A 21,738-nucleotide genomic window follows, 5' to 3' on the forward strand; every position below is an offset into this window, starting at 1 on the left:
GGCGTGGGCGCAGCGCTGCTCGCGCACGCCGACCGGATCGCCGTCGACTCCGGCCGGGAGTGGGTGCGGCTGGACGCGTGGACCTCCAACGCCGAGCTGCACCAGCTGCACCTGCGGTTCGGGTTCACGTACGTGCGGACCGCGACCGGCGTCACGACGCGGTCGGCCGCGTTGTTCGAACGCCGGGTCGGGTCCTGGCGGCCGGACGCGCGCACCGAGCACGGTCACGGACACGGGGAGGTCGAGGTACCCGACATCGCCCGGGGTACCTCGATCGAGCGCGAGTGGGCCCGGCTGGGACTGGCCGGGGCGGCCTGGATCGCCCTGCCGGTGCTCACGGTCGCCGCCGCGTCGGGGATCGTCATCGGGCTGCTGACCGGCTCCGGAGCGGTGCTCGCCGACGCGCTCCACAACCTGGCCGACCTGATGCCCGGTCTGCTGGCGATCGTGGCGGCGCGGATCGCGGCGAAGCGGTTCGACACGACCGTGGACCGGTTGATCGGGGTCGCCATCCTGGTCAGCGGCGTGCTGATCGGTGTCGACGCCATCAGCGGCGCGCACCACCTGACGGGATCACCGTGGTGGGTGGTCGGCGCCGGCGCGCTGGGGCTCGTCGCCAACGGGGTGGGCTTCTGGCTCTACCAGCGGACCGGCAACAGCACGGGCAAGGCGTCCGCGGCGCACGCGCTGTCCGACGCGTTCGGCTCCCTCGTGGTCGTGCTCGGCGGGGTGGCGGCGCTGGTCGGCCTGCCGGCCGCGGTGGCCGACCAGGTCGCGGCCGCCTTCGTGTCCGGGCTGATCGTGCTGATGGGTATCGGCGTCACCACGGGCCGCGACGTCGATCTGCTCGAGCTGCGGCACCCGATCAAGTGGCTGCGCGAGATGTTCGGCGCCGTCGCCGACCTGGTCCGGCTCGTCGACAGCGGGCTGGCGCACCCGGTGCGGCACGTGCGCAGCGGCGCACGGGAGGCGTACCGCTGGTGGGCGGAGTACCGCGTCCGGCGGGTGATGCGCGGCGACGTCATCGCGCTGCCCATCGACGACCCGCGGCTGACGCGGATCCGCCGGATGCGCGAGGCCGTCGCCCTCAGCGAGCGGTTCACCGTGGTGGGCGACCTGGTGGTCCGGCGGTGGAGCCTGTGGCACCGGCCGGTCGACCACACCGTGATCGCCCTCGGCCCGGACGAGCTGATCGCGCTGCGCCGCGACGCCGCTCTGCACGCCCTCAACAACGGGCTCTCGGCCCGCCAGGTGGGCAGGCTGCTCGGCCTGCCTCGTCGCGAGGTCACCCGCTGGGTGGAGGCCGGGCGGGTCCCGACCCCCGCCGCGGTGGCCCATGACGAGGCGCTCGCCCGCAACGACGAGGCCGTGGTCCGGCTGCACGAGTTCACGCACGGCTCGGTGCCGTGGCTGGTGAGCCAGCTGCGCTCCACCGGCCGCCGGAGCGATGCCGACGTGATCAAGGCGGTAGCGGCCGCGCTGGGACTCGGCGTGGACGTCGTGGCCGCGATCTCCCGCAATCCCGACCTGACGCTCGACCCGCCGGGCGACCCGCTGTCGCCCGACATCCTCGAGATGGCCCCCGGCCGGGCGCTGCGCGCCGTCGAGGCGCACCGCAAGCGGCTGGAGGCTGCGGTGAAGCGCTCGACGGACGAGGTGCGGTCCACGCGCGCCGCCCTGGACGCCGAGAAGGCCATGGGCGGCGGCGTCGTCACCCCCGGTGGATCCACCTCAACGGGTCCCGCGTCCCCCTCCGGGCTGCGCAAGCCGCACGGCTCCCGGATGGACGAGACCGCGTTCGGCCGCAAGCTGGGCGGGCGGGTCCTGTCCCGGGACACGCGGGCCGAGATGGCAGAGCGGCTGCGCGCAGGCGGCACCGTGCCGGTCGGGCCCGGCGAGCCGTCCGACCTGGTGGGGCTGTGGCGACAGGCCGCCGCCGAGTACCTGGACGGGGTGTTCGACGGCCCGGCGGCGTCCGAGCTGCGGCGCCGGTACCCGGCCGCCCCGAGGGCGCCACCCGCGATCGTGTTCCGCCGGTTGAACCGGCCGATCGCCGACCCGCGCACGGGCCTGTCGGCCGATGCCGGGCACCGGTTCGGTCCGGACGGCACGCTGCACGTCTACGCGGGCGATGCGGCCGGCGTGCTGCACGAGCTGGTGGAGGCGCTGTTCGCGCCGTGGGCCGGGTTCACCCACGAGCAGGCGCACACCGTCGCGGTGCTGGCCGAGCGCGCCGTGGCCGACCCGGCCCACCAGGACGGCGAGCTCCTCACCGCACGCGCCCGCCGCGAGCTCGCCCAGCTCGTGGCCGACGGCCGGGCGGACGTGCTGGCCGTGCTCGCGGGCGAGTACGGCCAGGTGCGTGACCGCATCCTCGACGCCTTCGCCGGGCAGCCGCGCTGGCGGCCCGTGGTGCTGCGCTACGCCAGTGAGTTCCACAGCGCGGTGCTCAGCGCCCAGCACGAGGCCGTCACCCAGCACGGGCGGCACCAGCGCTGGGCCCGCAGGCACGGCTACGCGTTCTCCGTGAAGCGGCAGCTGATGGCCGTGGTCGACGCCAAGACCGAGGCCGTGGATCGCACGCTCGACGCCTACGAGGCGGCCGTCGGCGACCTGCAGACCGCCGTGGAGAGGTGGGACGACCGCAGGGACTGGGTGACGTTCACCGTGGAGGCGCTGCGCGACGCCGACGCGAGCCTGTCCGAGGGCGCGGCGATCGCGCGGGCCGCCACCCTGCTCGAGCTGCCGGCCGTGGTCGCGGAGGCCGCCGTCGTCGCCGGCAAGCAGTCGATCGCCCCGTCGGGGTGGACCGCGGGAACGGATGTCACCGACTTCCTGCGGGCCCTGCTGCAGGGCATGCGCCACGACCTGCGCCACACCACCGAGTGGGTCGACGAGAAGCTGGTCGACGAGGGCAACGCCCTGGTCGCCTTCTACGACGCGGTGAAGGGCGCGGTCGCGGAGGCGTCCGAGAACGGCATGTCGAACTTCCGGATCCACAAGGCCACCGGTATCCCGTTCGACACCGTCGCGGAGATGACCCGGTTCCCGGAGGCGAACCCGGGCGAGCGGCTGCGCTGGGTGGACAAGCTCATCCCGGTCCGGGCCGCGGCGTGGGCGCGCTGGCGGGCATGGGTGAGCGGCGTGCCGCCGGTGCCGGCCGAGTACCGGGCATCGGCAGCGTCGATCGACACCCGTGACGTCGAGCTGCTGCGCGAGCGGCTGGTCGAGCTCGGGGTCGAGCGGAGGGCCGCCGAGCTGATCGGCAAGCAGCGCCGCGCGCTCGGGCTGCTGTGGGACACCCACCTGCACCACAACGACTACTCCGACCCGCGCTACGTGCGGATCGAGAACCAGCTGAAGATGATGCGGGGCGCCGGGCACCAGGGCACGGTGATCCTCTCGCCGATCCCGCAGCGCGGCATGGGCCTGTTCACCGCCGGGTCGGGCACGTTCTACTACGCGCAGATCGGCGTCTACCGGCTGGGCATCACCTTCAACATCCCGATGCTCGCCATGCGCGGCAAGTTCCCCGACGTCCGGCTCTTCGACAGCGTCCGGAACCTGGACGAGAACCTGCGGTGGCGAGTGGTGCCGGGCATCTCGGGGGCGCGGCTGGACATCCCGGGTGCGCGCGGCTACCTGCACGCCATGCTGATCACGCACCCGGACATGGCCTACGCGGTGGCCGAGACCACCTTCGCGAAGGAGGGTGTGACCCGGCTGCTCGGTCCCCAGGCCGCGCACGTGCTCAACCCGGAGTACGTGGACTACGCGGGCAAGCTGATCAGCGCCGCCAAGGTCGTCAAGAAGGCGCTGCGCACCGAGAAGATCAGCTTCACCCACCTGCACAAGGTGGCGCCCGGCCTGGTCGACGTGTTCCCCACCGACCACACCGGCACCGGCCTCGACCCGCTGGAGCTGCTCGAGCGGCTCAGCGCGAACGTCGGCGCGCTGCGCACGCTGCTCGCCGACCTGTCGAAGCACCGGCTGGCCGCGACGCTGCCCGACGCCGCGCCCGACATGTACTCGCCGCACACCCGCGAGCTGCTGCAGGCCTCCGCCGAGACCGGCCAGATGGTGATCATCCACAACGACGCGGGCCTCGCCCGGCTGCGCGCCGACGGCCTCTACCGGGCGGGCACCCCCGACGAGCGCTTCTTCGTGCCGCTGCTCGGACTGCTGCGCCAGTACCCCAAGGCCAACGTGGTGCTCGCGCACCTCGGCACCGGGAAGTGGACCACGCTCTCGGAGAACCACCTCGAGGCGATCGACTGGGTGCTGCGCAACTTCCCCGAGGAGCAGGTCAACTTCGACGTCTCCTGGAACGACCTCGCACAACACATCTACGCCAGCGAGGCGATCCGCAAGCGGTTCGTGCGGCTGGTGCTCGACCACCCGACCCGGTTCCTGTGGGGCTCGGACTCGGTCAAGGCACCCACCGAGGACAACTATGAGCGGCACTACCACGACATGACGCCGCTGTTCGAGGAGATCGAGGGGCAGCGGGGCGGCAAGCGGGCCGTCCAGCTGATGCTGCACGGCAACGCCAACCGCGTGTACGGCAACGCGCGCCGCCGTGGCCAGCAGTGGGCCTTCGCCGAGATCACCTCCGGGCGCTGGGACGGCTTCCTGCGGGCGCTGCCCATCGAGCGGGAGCGGTTCGTCCGGTCGTGGGTGGAGGAGCAGCGCGTCGGCGGGCGGACGGTCGACCCCGACCACGTACTGGTCGGCCCGGGCAACTGGCACGCGCACGAGCAGATGCGCTCGATGCTGCGCTGGCACCACGCGGTGACCCCGGCCGTCGTGGAGGGCCGCAACACGTTCGGCCTCTACAAGCGGGCGCTGCAGCTGGCCGCTTCCGAGCAGGTGGCCAAGGTCAACGGCCGGCTCGACGGGCTGGCCGACAAGTGGCTCGAGCGCAGCGGGCTGCGTCCGGCGGAGCGGGCCACCGAGCTCGGCGTCGACTACAGCGTCCAGGCCATCGTGCTCGCCGCCCAGGTCGACACCGCCACCGGCACCACCCCGGGGTCGGCGGGGCGCACCGAGTGGATGGACGCGGTCCGCGACGACGTGGAGGCCACGCAGCAGGAGGCCGGGAACAGCGAGAACGCGATCCGCGAGATGCGGCAGACCCTGCGCAGGAACTTCCGGATCAACATGGCGATCGGCGGCGCGCTGATGGCCATCGGGGTGGCGATGGCGTTCGGGCCGGTCACCGCACTGGCGCCGACCGGGATCCTCACCATCACCAACAGCCTGGCGTTCATCGTGCGCGGGACGATCACGCTGACCCGCACCGCGCACACCCAGCAGGCCCGGGTGTTCGGCGAGTCGATCATCGAGCGGGGCCGGGTCGACCTGAACGTGATCGCTTGGCAGACGCACCTGATCCGCAAGAACCTGCCGTACGAGCTGGAGCCGGTGCCCGGCCGCGGGCGGGCGGATCACCTGCGGTACGTGCTGGCCGAGTTCGACCGCCTCACCGACGAGTTCATGCGCCTGGCCGCGGCGCTGCGCCACGTGCCGCTGCTGCCGGACGAGCGGGTCTCGGACCGGCAGAAGCTGGCCGTGAAGGAGTACTCGATCTACCAGGACCGGATCAGCCGGTTGATCGGCGCCACGGCCAACTCGATCATGGACATGAACCCGCACTCCGGGCGGTTCGGCCGGGCCCTGCACACGACGCTGGCGGCGACGTTCCTCGTCAACCTGATCGGGCACATCGCGCTCGCCGCGGCCAGCGGCGGCCTGGCGTTCTGGGTCAATGCCATCTACGCGGTGGCCGACGCCGCGTTCCTGCTGCACGCCGCGGCCTCCGCGGCGAGTGGCTGGGCCGGCTACGACATCGGCGGGCACCCCCGCTTCCGGTGGATGGTGCAGGTCATCGGCTTCCCGGTGCTGACGCTCGCCAACTTCCTGCTCACCGTGCAGTTCGCGGCCGACCTGAACTTCCTGTCGGCGCTGTCCGCGGCGGTGCTCACCGGCACCACCTACTACGCCTCCCGCCTGGGTGTGGCGCTGGAGCTGTCGCTCGGCCGCAAGGCCCCCAAGCGCGGCGCCACCGCGAACTTCACGATCGGCGCTTCGCTGATCGCACTCGGTCTGATCAACCTCAACCCGGACAACCTGGCCGTCCAGGTCGCGAGCCTGGTGTTCGGCGCCTACGGCCTGATCACCTTCCTCGGGGTCGAGGGGCTGCGCCGGGTCCGCGCGACCGGTACCTGGAAGCAGGACATCGCGCCGAGGCTGCCGTTCGCGGCGGCCCGCCCGCGTGGCCCGCCGCCCAGCCCGGCCGGTGGTCCGCGGGTCGGTGCGCTGGCGGTGGAGTCGTTGGGCGCGGCCCGCGACGGTTTCGAGGCTGCGCTGGGGGCGGCCCGGCCGACCCGGCTGCTGACCCGTGACGGTGGCGCCGGTGGCTTGTTGGTGTCCGCGGCGGCGCTTCGCGAGCGCGGCGTCGGCGACGAGACGCTGCGGAGCGTCATCGCCTACACGCTCGACGGGCGGGTGTACGTCACGGACGAGCAGCTGTCGGCGATGCGGCGGCTGCAGGCCAAGGGCCTGCTGCCGGCGGACTTCCTGGAGCGGGTGCTCGCGCACGAGCACACGTACCGGGTCGACCGCCCGGTGTCCGTCGAGGAGTTGGCGGCGTGGCGGGAGCGGCGCCGGGGCAGCGCTCAGCGGTTGGCCGGGCAGTGGCTGCGCGCGCTGGCGGCCGAAGCCGAGGCCGTCCTCGCACGCCACCCGGTGCTCGCGGCACTGGGCACCGACCCCCTCCCGGTGACCAGCGATCAACCCGCCGCCGCGTACGGCGAGTACTACGGCAACCCCGACTTCCGTTCCTCCGCCGAGGACCAGCGTCGCTACCTGGCCAACCCGCCGGTCGACTCCGGAATCGCCACGCGCATCCACCGGCTGATCGACACGATCCAGTCCCGGGGTGCGCTCCGCGACATCCCGCGTGCGGACCTGCACGCGATGATCGTGTACCTGTCGGCGTTCTACGCCGAACCCAATGCGGCGCTGCGCTCCGGCGACCCCGAGCAGATCAGGCGCCACGACGCCTTCATCCGGACCGCGACCTCCGGGTTCAACCAGCTACCCGCCGTCAGCGGCACCTCCGCCTATCGGGGCATCTGGCTGTCCCAGCGGGACATCGCTCGGCTCCCCGAGACCCACCCGATCGGCGGGCTCGTGGTCGACCCCGGGTTCGGGAGCACGGAGATCCCCGGGTACGCGCCGCCGGGCGCTGACCCGACCGCCGGGCTGCGCACCGCGTACTACAGCGAGAATCCGGTCACCATCGAGGTCCGTTCGCGCACCGGCCGGGACTCCTTCCGGGTGATCGACTGGTTCGCCGGGGGGCTCTTCCACGAGCTCACCTTCATCCCCGGTTCCGCATTCGTGGTCCGCGATCTGCGGCTGACCCGCCACGACGACGGCGCGTACCTGGCGCACATGGTGTGGGAAGACGTCAGCGACCTGGCCCCACCGGGTGGCCAGACCCTGCGTGGGCTGCACCGCGAGCTGATCGGTGAACTGGCGGCGCTCCGCGCGTTCCTCGCTCGCGCCGACGCGCATCCGGTTTCGCGCTCGGAGGCACGAGAGGTCCTCGAACGCGCCGAGCGGGCGCTCGCCACCGACATCCCCCGGGAAGAAGCCGCGGCACCGCATGACTGCGCGCAGTGCGGCGAGGTGGTCGCGCCCGACCATCGGTTCTGCGAAGCGTGCGGCGCTCGGCAACCGTCCGGTGGTGCGCTGGCGGTGGAGCCGTTGGGCGTGGCTCGTGACGGTTTCGAGGCCGCGCTGGGAGCGGCCACGCCGACCCGGCTGCTGACCCGTGACGGCGGCGGCGCCGGCGGCCGGCTGGTGCGCGCAGCGGACCTGCGGCACCGGGGTGTCGGCGACACCACGTTGCGCAACGTCATCGCGTACACGCTCGACGGGCGGGTGTACGTCACCGACGAGCAATTGGCGGTGATGCGGCGGCTGCAGGCCAAGGCGTTGCTGCCGGCGGACTTCCTGGAGCGGGTGCTCGCGCACGAGCACGCGTACCGGGTCGACCGCCCGGTGTCCGTCGAGGAGCTGGCGGCGTGGCGGGAGCGGCGCCGGGGCAGCGCTCAGCGGTTGGTCGGGCAGTGGCTGGACGCGTTGGCGGCCGAGCAGGCCGGCCTGCGGACGTCGGTGGCCGAGGGCCTGGCCGAGCTGGCCTCGATCGTCGAGTCCGCGCTGTCGGCGGCGGCCGAGCACCGGCCCGGGCGCTGGACGGCGGCGGCGTACTCCGAGGTCGCGGACGCCACGACTCAGTCGGCCCTGCTCACCGAGCGGCTCGCCGAGGTCGCGGACCCGGCGGTGCGCGCACAGCTGACCGGCGAGCTGGCCGTGGTCGCGCGGCGGCTGGACCTGGCTCGGCGGATCCTCCGGATCACCGACGACCGCTCCCTGGGCTCCTCGCCGAGCACGCAGCTGTGGCTCACCGCGATGGGTGTGTTGCGGGACCTGGCCGCCGAACCGGTCGCCGGGGCGGAGGCGTGGCGGACCGTGCTGGTCGTCCGGCTGTTCCAGGCATCCCGGCGCCCGTTCGCCGCCGCCGACGACCCGGCGTGGAGCGCGGTCGCCACCCTGCCGAGCTGGGTGGCCGACGCGCTGGGCCGGCCGTACTGGCTGGAGCGGTCGTGGACGCGCAAGGCGTCCATGCGCGACCGGCTCGCGCTGGCGCTGTTGATCGCGGCCACCGGCCGGGCGCCGTGGTTGGCGGACCTGCCCAAGCGCCGCCGCGGTGCGGCCGTGCTGTCGGACCTGACCGAGGCGTTGCTCGGCATGACATGGGGCCCTGCACTGGACGAGCTGCTCGCGAACGCGCCGGGCGCCGAGTGGGGCCAGGACCGCAAGCTGTACCTGGGTGCGTGGCTGGGCCTGGCGCGAACACTTGCCCGGCTGGACGGCGTGCTCGCGAAGCTGGACCTGACCGCGCCCGTCCAGGCCGACCTGCGCACGCTGGCCGCTGGAAAACCGGCGCGCGCGGCGAAGCGGGCCGCCCCGCTCACCGCGTACGAGCGGCAGCTGCGCCGGACCGTCGGACGCAGCATCGGGGCGCTGCTGCGGGTGTGGCTGTCGCCCTCGCGGGCGGTGCAGCTCAAGCCCGGGGGCATGCTGTGGAACGCCCTGGTGGAGTACCGGGGGAAGAGCCGCTGGGACCTCGAGCAGCTGCTGGCCCGCTACTTCGCGGTACTCCACCGCGGCGGTGACGCCGACGAGGCAGCCACCGTGGCCTGGACCTGGTGGCACGACCAGCTGACCGTCCGGCTGGGCGGGGTACGGCCGTGGGTGGCGCGCGAGCACGCCCCGGCCCCGGAGCGTCTCTCGATCGACGGTCGGCACGTCCAGCTCGACGTCTCCACCGACCCGGTGGAGATCCTCCACCTGGGCTGCGGGTTCGGGAACGCCTGCCAGCACCTGCTGACCGGGGTGGAGCGGGAGTACGCCCAGGAGAACGTGCTGCACCCGCGGATCGCGGTGATCTACGCCCGCGAGCTCGACGCGCACGGCTCCGTCGGCGAGCGGATCGCCCGGCTCGCGGTGTTCGTCACCGACAACGAGATCCTCCCGCTCAGCCACGTCATGACCGACCGCGGGGATCTGGACCTCGGGCCGGCGTTCGTCGGGTTCCTCACCGGATGGGCCACCGAGCTGGGCGTGGACCACCTCAAGCAGACCCGCCCGACCACGTGGTACGACCCGGACCTCCTGCCCACGGCTTCGGGCGCGGTCACCCGGGCCCGGAGCATCCAGCTCTTCCCGTACGGCAAGTGGAACGGGGCAGAGGCCGACCTCGACGAGAAGGGCACGGCGCGCGGCATCTCCGCCGACGTGTTCGCGGCAAGCCCGGCCTCCCGGGTGACCATCCCCGGCCACCGCCCCCTGCCCAGCACCTACACCGAGACCTTCGAGGTGTGGTCCCCGGCCACGGCGCCCGCGCAGGGCCGGGTGCGCCCCGACACGGTGGCGTGGATGCTGCGTGCCGCGCGCGACCGGCTCGTGCTGGCCCACGACCTGCTCAGCGACCGGTACGCAGGCGAGGACGACCGCGACTACGCGGCGGAGCTGCTCACCGACGCCGAGGCGGGCCTGGCCGACGTCGCCGCCGTGCCGGGCGGCATCGAGCAGGCCGGGTACATCGTCAACCGCTACCTGCTGGAATCGACCCGCGCGCTGGCGGACAACCGGTCGGGCCGGGTCACCCGGCTCGACGCCGGAATCACCGGCTGGCTGGTCGAGCACTTGCACACGGCGGGCGAGATGGTGCTGGCCGAGCGGTACGAGTCGTTCGAGCCGGCCGTCGCGGTGCACCCCGCGCTGGTCAGGGCCATCGTCGCCGACGCCCGGCTGGCGATCACGCTCGGCGCCGGTGACGCGGTGGTGGTCCGGCTCGCCGACCGGGCCGGGTTCACCCCGGTCACCCGGGGTGGACGCGACCTGTGGCGGCTGGGTGGGCCGGGGGTCAGCGCACCGCTGCTGGTGGATGCCGACTTCCCCGCCTCGACCCCGCTGCTCGACCCGAGGCTCGGAACCTTCGAGCTGGTCGCGCGGCTGTGGCGGGCCGCGGGCGGTCCCGTGCTGGCGTCCGGTTCGCTGACCGTCCGGCAGGTCTTGCACGACGGGGCGGTGTACTCGCTGATCGTCGAGGGTGACGAGCTCGTGCGGCTGCTGGTCGTCGAGCAGCCGGCGGCCCCGACGACCGGGCGGCAGGCATGGAAGGTTCTCGCCGCATCGCTGCCGACGTTCGCCAACCCGCACGGCCACCGCGAGAACGCCGAGGGCGCGGTCGAGGTGGGCAGCCCCGAAGCGGCCGCGCTGATGGGCACCGGGGCACCCGTGGGCTGGGAGCTGCGCGCCGACGGCACCTTGTGGCTGGTGCCCGGGCCGAGCACCGAGGCACTGGTGCCGGCGGCCGGCACCGTGGCCGGCGCCGAGCTCACCGTGCTCACCCGGAGCCGGCGCGCGTACGCCGACACCGACGCCGAGAACCGGCTGCTGACGGCTGTCGTCGAGGCAGCGTTCGCCCGAACCGGCTGGACGGCCGTCACTCGCGACGGCGGTGAGCACCGACCGCACGCCGGTGCGGCGATCCGGGGAGGCGTCCTGCCCGGCGAGGAGCCGCTGCAAGAGGCGCTGCGGCGGGGTGTGGCTGGGCCGCGGGATCCGGCCCGGCTGCCGGAGTCACCGCGAGGACCTCCGCCGGGGTCGGGGCCGGCGGCCGAGACCGGCGCGACCGACACCGGTACCGCGGGCGGTGGCGGGCGGGGCGGCCCGCTGGCGGTCGGTGATCTGGTCACCCCGGTCGTCAGAGCGGTGCTGCGGCGGATGCCCGAGCTCGTGTTGTACATGCGTTCGGTGGCGTGGTGGCAGTTCCCGCTGTTGCCGCGGCCGTCGCCGCGGTGGGCGCCCCCGATCTGGACGTGGGACGCGGAGGCGTCGACGGTTGCCGCGTTGCGTGACGCCGGGGTGTCGAACCCACGTGAGGTGCTGGTCGCGTTCGGGTGGGTGCATCCGGTGGACGCCCCCAACGGGGCGATCGTGATCTTCCAACACGTGTTGGAGGAGGTGCATCGGCTCGTCGAGTCCGGTCGCCTGAACCCGGAGTGGTTCACCGACCTGATCGCCTACGAGACCCGGTTCCGGATCGAGGGGCACACCCGCTCGGCGGACGGCCGCTCGCGACAGGAGGTCGCCGCCGAGCTGCTCGAGCGTCTCGACCGGGCCCGCCGGACGCCGCCGCCGACCGTGCGGCAGCTGCTGCAGCACACCGGCGTCGGCCCCGTGCGCGGCATGCTGCTGCGGTACCTGATCCCGCGCGACGCGGAGGCGTCGGTGCGCCGGCACGAGCGGTTCGGCAGCCCACTGGTCCGCCGGGTCGTGATGGGCACCGTGGGGCGGCTGACCGTGCCTTGGGAGGGCCGCCTCTCCCGCAACTACCGGCTCGACGGGAGGCAGCCCCCGTTGGAGGCGGTGACCAGGTTCGCGCTCGGCGGCAGCGTGTTCAACGAGATGCTCCACCTCGCGGTGGTGATCTCCACGAGCGCGCAGATGTTCGACGAGGCGACGGCAGGGGGGTTCGGCTCGGAGTTCTGGGATGACGCGGGGCTCTTCGTGTGGAACACCCTGCTGGTCGCGTTGCAGCGCTACAACCGGGCCCGCGCGGTCCGGGCGGCGGACCGCTTGCTGACCAGGAACGGCTACCGGTCCGACTTCCGCAACTGGGCCGGGCTGGACGAGCGGGCGGTGCGGCGCTACTACGAGGCCGAGCGTGCCGGGCCCGGCCCCCGGCACGACATCGCACCGGGTGGCGACGGTGGGGCGGTGGTGCTCGGCGAGGATCTGGTGAGCGCGCAGCGGGCGCAGGTGGTGCGAGACCTGCGCACGCAGGCCGGCAAGCTGGTCCCGCTGGAGGGGCTGGCGTTCCGGATGCCGCCGGGACCACCCGGCGTCCGGGTGCTGGTGGCGGGCGATGACGTCGTGGTCTCCCATGCCGACCGGCTGGTGGCGTTCGGATGGAAGGACCATGCGGTACCGCAGGCCCGCAACGGTGTCGTGGTCGTCACCCTGGCGATGCTCGAAGAGATCTCCGGACACGTTCGGGCCGGTCGGTTGCCGGCGCGGTGGTGGTACCGGCTCCTCGTCCACGAGCGCGACTTCCACCTGCACGGCGACGAGCACACCGGCCACCGACACGCCGCACATGCCGCCGAGTTGGCCGCGCCGCTGATCGCGGCCATGGCGCTCGCCGACCGCGACTCCGCGTGGTACCGGTCCGGTCAAGCGGTCAGCGCGCTGGGCTCGCAGGTCTCGACGTTGCTGGTGCCGTGGATCGCGGTGACGGTCCTGGACGCCTCGACGCTGCAGGTCAGCGTCCTGACGTTCCTGTCGGCCGTCGCCTTCCTGCTGGTGTCGCTGCCCGCGGGCTCCTGGCTGGAGGGGGTGCGGAAGCGGCCGCTGATGATCCGCATCGAGCTCTCGCGCGTGGTGCTGCTGGCATCGATTCCGCTCGCCGCGTTGGCCGGGGTGTTCAGCCTTGCCCAGCTCTACGCGGTGGTCGGCGGTCTCGCTCTGCTGGAGGTGTTCTTCCAGATCGCCGCGCAGTCCCATGTCGACGCGCTCGCCGGCGGCGACCAGCGACGCCTGCGCGACATCCGCGCGAAGCTGCTCACCGACCAGTCCGTCGCGCGAGCGGCCGGGCCGACCCTGGGGGTGTCGCTGGCCTCCGCGATCGGCACCGTGACCGCGATCGTCGCCGATGCCGCCTCCTATGCGTTCAACGCGTTCGCGCTGACCCGCGTCCGCACCATCGAAGGCAGCCCTGCACCGGGCGAGCGCGCGTCGACCAGGGCGGGAGCGTTCAGCACGCTGCGCGGCATCACCGAAGGCGTGCGTTTCGTCGCAGGCCATCCGGTGCTCGGCAGGACGAGTGCGGTGTACGCGACTGCGAACTCCTTCTCCGCGGCGACCAGCGCGCTGCTGGTCGTGTTCCTGGTCAAGTCGCTCGACGCCTCGTCGCTCCAGTTCGGCGCCGTCACCAGCGTTGCCGCGCTCGGCGGTGTTCTCGGCGCCCGGCTCGCGCGTCAGCTGCTCCAACCTCCACCCACCGCCGCGCCGGTGGGGTGGTCCGGCCGGCTCAAGGCGAAACGGGTCGGCAACGCACGGCTCTTCTGGATCGCCACGGTCTGGCCGGGGCCGCTCTACCTGCTGTTGCCGCTGGCACAGCCCGGGTGGGGGATCCTGCTCGTCGCCGCCACCCTGACTGTCGCGAGCGCGTCGGCTGCAGTGTCGATGGTCGTCACCGGTCCCTACCGTGCTTCAGTCACGCCGCCGGAGCTGGAAACCCGCACCCTCGCCGCAATCGAGTGGATCTCCCGGATCGGCATGGCACCCGGTGCCCTGCTCGCCGGCTTCGCCGCGACGCAATTCGGGCTGGTGCCCACATTGCTCGTCGCCGGTCTCGGCCGATGGGCACCGGCCCTGCTGCTGGTGTCGTCCCCACTGCGCACCGCCCGGGAGTTCGGACAGATCTCGGCCGGCAACGGTGCTGCCGTCCAGGGTGGTTTCCTGCCCGGGGAGGAACCGCTGCTGGCTTCGCTCCTGCGGGCGGCGCTGCGGCGGGGGATCGCGAGACCGGTGGACCCGGCCGAGCTGCCGGGCGTCCCGCGCGGCACGCCGGTCCGGGCGGTCGTCGTTCCGGGTGCCTTCCTGCGGGTGCGGGGCCTGGGCCGGGTGGCGGACCACTTGGGTGCCTACACACTGCACACCGAGCGCGGGCCGGTGGTCGTGTTCACCGACGAGATGTTCGCGCGGCTGCGTGCCGCCGGTCTGCTCGGCGAGATCCTGCGCATCGAGATCGAGGACCGGGTACAGGGCCGGCGCACCGAGGACGCCCACCAGCGACGCGTCGACGCGGTGCTGGGGTGGCTGCCCCGCCTCGGGCAGGCGGAGCCGACCGCGCGCGAGGTCGAGCGGCTGACCGGCGCGATCGTGGCGTTGCTGCGGGGGAGTCCGGAGGGCGTGCTCGGTGTGCGCGACGTCGAGCGCCGGTTCTCGCTCACGGGCAAGACGCTCCGGTACGTGGTGGGGGCATCCGGTGGCGAGCTGTTCGTCTCCGACGACGGTTCGCGGGTGGCGCTGACCGGTTCCCGGTCCACCGGCGGCGCGGCGATCCGGGGTGGGTTCCTGCCGGGTGAGGAGCCGGTGTTGCAGGCGGTGCTGCGGGAGTCGCTGCGGCGGGGTGTGGCGAAGCCGCTGGACCCGGCCCGGTTGCCGGCGTCGCCGCGCGGTCCGCCGCCGGCACCGGTGGTCCGGGTTCCCGGCGCGTTCCTGCGGGAGCGGGGCCTGAACCGGGTGGCCGACCACCTGGGCGCTTACACCTTGCACACCGAGGACGGCCCGGTGGTGTTCTTCACCCTGCGGATGTTCGCTCGGCTGCGCGCCGCCCGTCTGCTGGACGAGATCCTCTGGATCGAGATCGACGACCGGGTGCACACCCTGCGCGACGAGGACGCCCACCAACAGCTGGTGGACGCGACCATGGAGCGGCTGCCTTCGCCGCGCAGGCGTCCAGAGGCGACTGCGCGCGAGATCCTCCGGGTGACCGGCGAGATCGTGGCGGTCCTGCGCGAGAGCCCCGACGGTGTGCGGTCTGCCAACGACGTCGCGGAGCAGTTCTCGCTCAGCGTCCGCGAGCTGCGCTACGTGGAGTGGGCATCCGAGGGAGAGCTGTTCATCTCGGACGACGGGTCCAAGCTTGCGCTCACCGAGGTCATGCGCGAGTGGTGGCTGGGCAACGAATTCCGGGTGAGCGACGCCGAACGGGCCGCGCATTTCGCGATCTGGGAGGACTTCATCAAGGCGCGTCAGGCCAAGCATTCGGAACTGGCCAACGTGCCGTGGCAGGACCTGTCCGGTGTTCGGGGATACGTCAAGCGGAGTGCGATCTTCAACGGGCCCCTGCGGTCGTTGGCGCTGACCGAGATGGCCGGTCTGACCTCTCAGATCCGGTTGCTGGTTTCGGGGCTGAACCAGATCCCGTTCCGCGGTTGGGTGAACCGCGGCGTCTTCTTCGGCAGCAGGGAAGAGGCGGCCCGGTACGTCGAGCGTTACGTGCCGGGGCGGACCGTGACCGAGTCGCAGGTGATCAGCACCAGCAAGTACAAGGGGTACCGGGCGACGGTTCGGTTCCGGATCTTCTCGATCACCGGTGGGGATGGCCAGCTGGTCTCGTGGAGCAAGACGGACTACGAGGTCGTGTTCCGCCCGGGCACGACGTTCCACGTCGTCCACCGGCACGAGCGTCGGCGCGGGCGTTGGACGATCGTCATGGTCGAGGCAGGCCCGGAGGGGCCGGGTGCACCGTGGCCCGGAGTCCGCGACGAGGCTCGGCGGGCCGAGCTGGCCGCTCGGGTCGCGCGCAGCGGCAAGTTCATCCCGGAGGCGCACAGCCACACGCTGAAGCGGATCGGCGACCGGATCGACGACATGATGCTCTTCGCGTCGGGACCGGTCGTCCTCATCTCCATGGTGGTCCTCCTGCCGCTGTGGCTTGCGGCTGTGGTCGTGGCCGGTGCGTTGCTGGTCGTCACCATCGGGCTGGCCTTCGCGTTGCGGCCGTTCACGATGCTCGGCCGCGGGCTCCTCCACCTCGGCTACCACGCATGGTCGGCAGCGGGTGCGGCGAGCGGATCGCTGTTGCGCCAGTCCCCTCACCTGTCGAGCGGAACGCTGGGCATCCGCCCGCTCGGCGAGAACGAGCAGCATGCGCTCGCCGACGCGTTGCCGTGGGCGTCGGCGAGGACCTCGCCGGGGCTACCGCACCACCTCCACAGCGCATGGGATCTGATCAAGGTGCGGTGGTGGGTGCTCGGGCCGCTCCAGCACGCGCTGCCGGGCTGGCGGATCCGCATGGTCGCGACCGGGCACGTCACCAGGGAACTGGTCCGCGGAGGAATGGACCTTGAGACGGCCCGGACGCTCGCCCGCCAGCTGGTGGTGTCCGTGGACGCCGCCCATCATGCGGTCTACGTCACCACCGACATGGTGCTGGCGACCCTGCGGAACACCGACAACCACCGCCTGCTGGACAAGCACTGGTGGGCCGAGCTGTTCTCCGGATCCACGCGGCGCGAGACCACCGCGGTGGAGAGCCTCGACGGCTTCATCGGTCTGTTCACCGGCCCGGCCTCCGCGGCCGCCGCCGCACCGCCCGCCCGCTGGCCCGGCCGGCCGGCGCCGCGTAGATGGACCGACTGCACCGCTTGCGGCCAGCGGCACTGGGGCGCATACGGCGCGGCCGGAATGCTGCTCGTGCACCGCGCGCCGGACGGGACGAACTGGGTGCTCATGCAGCACCGGTCGAGCCGGAACCAGCACGCGGGCACCTGGTCGCTGCCCGGTGGGGCTCTCGAGCAGGGGGAGACCGCCGAGCAGGCCGCGGTCCGGGAGACGCTCGAGGAGACCGGGCTCCGCGCTTCGGTCGACTACACGTTGGCCGGGCGGAGCTACGTCGACGACCACGGCAACTGGGCCTACACGACGGTGCTCGCCCACGCCGCCTCGCTGGTCCGGCCCCGCATGTCGGGGAAGGCGAGGAAGGAGAGCATCGAACTGCGATGGGTCCGGGTCGACGAGCTGCACACGCTGCCGCTGCACCCGGGTCTCGCGGCGACCTGGCCGGCCGTGTCCGCCGCCCTGCTGGCCGGCACCGTCCGCGGCGGCGACGGTGCCGCGATCCACGGTGGGTTCCTGCCCGGTGATGAGCCGCTGCTGCAGTCGGTGCTGAGGTCGGCGTTGCGGCGCCGCGTGGCCAAGCCGATCAACCCGGCCGAGCTGCCTGCGTCGCCTCGTGGACCGCCGGTGCAGGTGGTCCTGGTGCCGGGTGCGTTCCTGCGCGTGCGCGGCCTGGGCCGCGTGGCGGACCACCTGGGCGCCTACACGTTGCACACGGAAGAGGGCGCGGTCGTCGTCCTCACCGACGAGATGTTCGCGCGGCTGCGTGCGGCCGGGTTGCTCGGCGAGATCCTGCGGATCGAGATCGACGACCGGGTCCGGGGCCTGCGCAGCGAGGAGGTCCACCAACGGCACGTCGACGCGGTCATGGGCCGGCTGCCGCGGTCGGCCGCGCACGCGGAGCCGACCGCGCGCGAGGTCGAGCGGCTGACCGGCGCGATCGTGGCGTTGCTGCGGGGGAGTCCGGAGGGCGTGCTCGGTGTGCGCGACGTCGAGCGCCGGTTCTCGCTCACGGGCAACACGCTCCGGTACGTGGTGGGGGCATCCGGTGGTGAGCTGTTCGTCTCCGACGACGGTTCGCGGGTGGCGCTGACCGATGTGATGCGCGAGTGGTGGCTGGGCCACGAGTACCGGGCCACCGACGCCGAGCGCGCCGAGTACCGCGAGCTGCTCGGCACGCACCGGATGCGCCTGATGAAGCGGGGTTTGATCGCGCCGTCGCTCCGGAGGTTGCTCGCCTGGCATCCCGAGCTGGCCGGCGTGCCGGCCGAGGACCTGCTCGCGGGCCGCGACTACACGAGGTGGGGCTCCCGGTTCAACCGCGCGCTGCGCTCGGTGGACGTCGCCGAGCTCGCCAGGTGGACGGTGCACATCCGCATGCTGGTGTCCGGGTTGAACCAGCTCCCGGTCCGCGGCTGGGTGAACCGGGGGGTGTACTTCGAGAGCGCCGGCTCGGCGAACCGGTTCGTGGAGCGCTACGTGCCCGGCCGGACGGTGACCGAGTCGCAGATCATCAGCGCCAGCAAGCGCAAGGGCTTCTCGCCGACGGTGAAGTTCCGGATCTTCTCGGTCACCGGGGGGTACAGCGGGCTGGTCTCGAGCGTCCCCGCTCACCACGAGGTGACCTTCCGGCCCGGCACCACCTTCCACGTGCTGTACAAGCAGCAGGACCGGCGGGGGCGCTGGACACTCGTCCTGGTCGAGGCGGGCCCCGAGGGGCCGGAGGCGCCGTGGCCCGGACTCCGGGACGAGGTCCTGCGCGGTGCGCTGGCCGCCCGCATCGCCCGCGGGGGCAAGTACCGGTCGCTGTACCACGTGGCGACGTTGAAGGACCCCGTCGAGCGGCTCTTCACGAAGGGGGAGACCCCGTCCCCGGGCCGCTACCTCCTGTTCGGGGCGGGGATGGCGGTGGCCGTCGTCCTGGTGACCGCGCTCGGTCCGCCGTTGGTGGTCGGATTCCCGGTCTACGTGGCGGCGCACCGCCTCGCCCGGGAGGTCGTTCATCTCACCCATCGCTCGTGGCTGGCCGGGCACCGCTGGACGTGGCGGCTGCTCCGGCGGGTTCCCGTCGTGCCGGACGCGGTGGTCGGTACCCGTCCGTTCACCGAGAACGAGCAGGGGGAGATCCGCACGGCGTTGGCGCAGGCGTGGGAGGCCGCGGCGGGCCGGTCCCCGCGGGGATCGGGCAGCGCACGGGCGTTGCTCCGGTCGGAGCGGTGGGTGCTCGGGCCGCTGCGCACCCGGCTGCGCGGCTGGGAGGTGCGGGTGGTGGCGCCCACGAACCTGGCCCAGGTCCTGGCGGGTCGCGGGACGGATGCCGTGGAGGCGGTCCGGCTCGCCAACCGGCTGGTGGTGTCCCTCGACGCCACCGACAGGGTGGCGTACCTGACCACCGAGATGGTGGGCGCGACCGTGCGTCACACCAAGGAGTACCGCCTGCTGGGCAAACACTGGTGGGGCGGGTTCCTCGGCCTGCTCGCCGAGCACGGCTCGGCCGGCCTCGCCGGCGGCGCTTCCGTCGAGAGCCTGGACGGCTTCCTCGGTCTCGTCCGCAGCCGGCTCGGTGTGCCCACGGCCCCGCCCGCAGTTCGTCACCCACGCTTCGGGAAGCCGCGGTGGACCTCCTGCACGGGCTGCGGTCACCGGCATCGGGGACCGGCGGGCGCAGCGGGCCTGCTGCTCGTGCATCGCGCACCGAACGGGACGCGGTGGGTGCTCCTGCAGCAGCGGGCGAGGAGGAACCAGCACGCGGGCACGTGGGGGTTGCCGGGTGGTGCCGCCGCGCCGGGGGAGGTCCCCGACGGGACCGCTGTCCGGGAGACGTTCGAGGAGACCGGGCTCCGCGTCGGCCACGACTACACGCTGGCCGGACGCAGCTACGTGGACGACCACGGCGACTGGTCGTTCGTCACCGTGCTCGGGCACGCCGATTCGCTGATCACGACAAGGCTGTCGGGTAGCGCGCGCGGCGAGAGCGCCGACGTTCGCTGGTTCCCCGTCGACGACGTTCCCACGCTGCCGCTGGAGCCGGGGCTCGCCATCGCCTGGCCCGTGGTGGCCGTCGTGCTGCTGGAGCAGGGCGCCGCTGTCCCGCACGCGAGCACCGATCCCCTGGACCGCGAGCGGTTCCTGCACCCGGCGCGCGGCCCGCCCCCCGAGGAGGCCCGGAAAGGGGCTGCGGCCGGCGGTGGTGGCGGGTCGTGGGTCAGGACGTTGATCGGAGCGCTGCTGAGGCCGGAGGTCCTGGCCGGGGCCGGGATGGCGGCCGGCGGGAGCCTCATCGCGGCCGGCGCCGGGTGGGAGGTCGTCGGCGCCGGGCTGGTGATCCTGTTGGAAGCCGTCGTCCTGCGGCAGGTGGGAACCGTGCTGCGACACCGGTGGGACCCGGCGTCGCCGATGCCGAGCCGGTTGCACCTCTTGCTGGCCGCGGCCGGTAGCGACGTCGGCCACGCCTTCCTGCTGCGCGTCGCTTCCTTCGCCGCGGGGGTCGCCATCGGCGCCGCCGTCGGCATTCCGGGGGTCACCGCGGTCGGCGGGCTCGCAATGGTGGTGTTGCCGCCGGACGGCGGGTTCGGAGGACCGGCCGGGGAGCGCGGCGACCGACAGCGCGGCGAGGGACACGGCGGAGAGGGACAGCGCGGTGTGTTGCTGCCCGAGGCGGGAGCCGAATCGGGTGTGCTCGCGCCGATCCCCGGAGTCAGGGTCCGGTCGAGCAGCCGCCACGGGCCGACCGGCCGACCGACCACGTTCGACGAGTGGGAGATCGAGGACCTCCGGGCGATGCCGGCGCTGCCGAGCGACGCGCCGGCGCAGGTGCGCGACTGGGTCGGGTTGTGGCGGCGAGCGACGGTCGAGCTGGTCTCGGGGCGGACCGACGGCCCGGCGGTCGGCGAGCTGCTGGCACGGTCCGGCAGGACGGCCGAGGACCTGCCGGTGCTGGTCAGGCACCACGGCACCAACGAGCTGACCAGCGATGCGGTCCCGTACCTGACGGCGGCCGAGTACCGGCTCGACGTCGGGGCCGACGGCGTTCGCCGGTTGCACCTCTTCGGCCTGAGAGGCGACGGCCTCGAGGTCTACGCGCTGGTCGCCACCCACTTCGCTGCGTGGGCCGGGTTCAGCGCGGCGCAGGTGCCGTGGGTAGCGCGCCTGGCGGTCGGCGGCACAGCGGACGCAGCAGGGATCTCCGCGAAGTGGGTGCCGGTGCGGACCCTCTCCCAGCTCCGGCAGCTCGCAGGACCGTTCCTGGACCGGTTGATCGAGCAGTTCGACCCCGACGCAGGCGCGCTCGTCACCTGGATTCGCCACGCCTTCGGTGCCTCCGAGCTCGAACGGGCGTTCCTGCGGGCGGCACTCGACTACGCCGCCGAATTCGCCGCGAAGGCCGACGAGGTGCGCCGCAACCACCGTGACGTGACCCTGCTGGTGGAGCAGGCCGACGGCCTGGAGCTGGGTTTCCACCGCTACGGCGAGACCGACGACGAGGCGTTCGACGGTCCACCGGGGGTCGGGCAGCTGCGGGTTTCCGAACGCGACGCGCTGAGCGGCGTTCTGCCGGCGCTGCGACCGCTTCGGTCGCGCCGGCTGCTGCGGATGCTGCCCGCGGAGGCCACCGACCTGGTCGTCGTGTCCGAGCGCGAGCTCGCCGAGGCGCTGACTCGGGCCGGGGTGCCGGAGGTGCCCGGGCTGCTCTACCGGTTGACCGTCGCCGAGGTGGAGGGGCAGGGCTACACCACCGACGCCCGGGTCGAGGAGCGCCACCGCCACGTCGAGGCCGACCGGTGGAGCCGGTACGGGCACGAGCGCGACCGGTTCTCCGGATGGAGCGAACGCTCGCGCGGACCCGACCACGTGTGGCAGGAGGTCCGGGAGGCGGCGTTGCGCGAGTGGCCGTGGCTCGCCCGGCACGGCTGGGTGCGCCTGCCGCACGGCGCGGGCTCGCCGCTGTGGCAGCCCGCGCTCGTCGCC

At 73.2% G+C, this 21,738-nt stretch carries 1 protein-coding gene (running past both ends of the window); it reads left to right on the forward strand.

The whole window is internal to a GNAT family N-acetyltransferase gene (locus tag FHX44_RS19400) on the forward strand: the coding sequence, 65,646 nt in all, runs 28,467 nt past the left edge and 15,441 nt past the right edge, and what appears here is coding positions 28,468-50,205, spanning codon 9,490 (complete) through codon 16,735 (complete); the first complete codon in view begins at position 1. The start codon and the stop codon both lie outside this window.

The sequence above is a fragment of the Pseudonocardia hierapolitana genome (assembly GCF_007994075.1).
Lineage (GTDB): Bacteria > Actinomycetota > Actinomycetes > Mycobacteriales > Pseudonocardiaceae > Pseudonocardia > Pseudonocardia hierapolitana.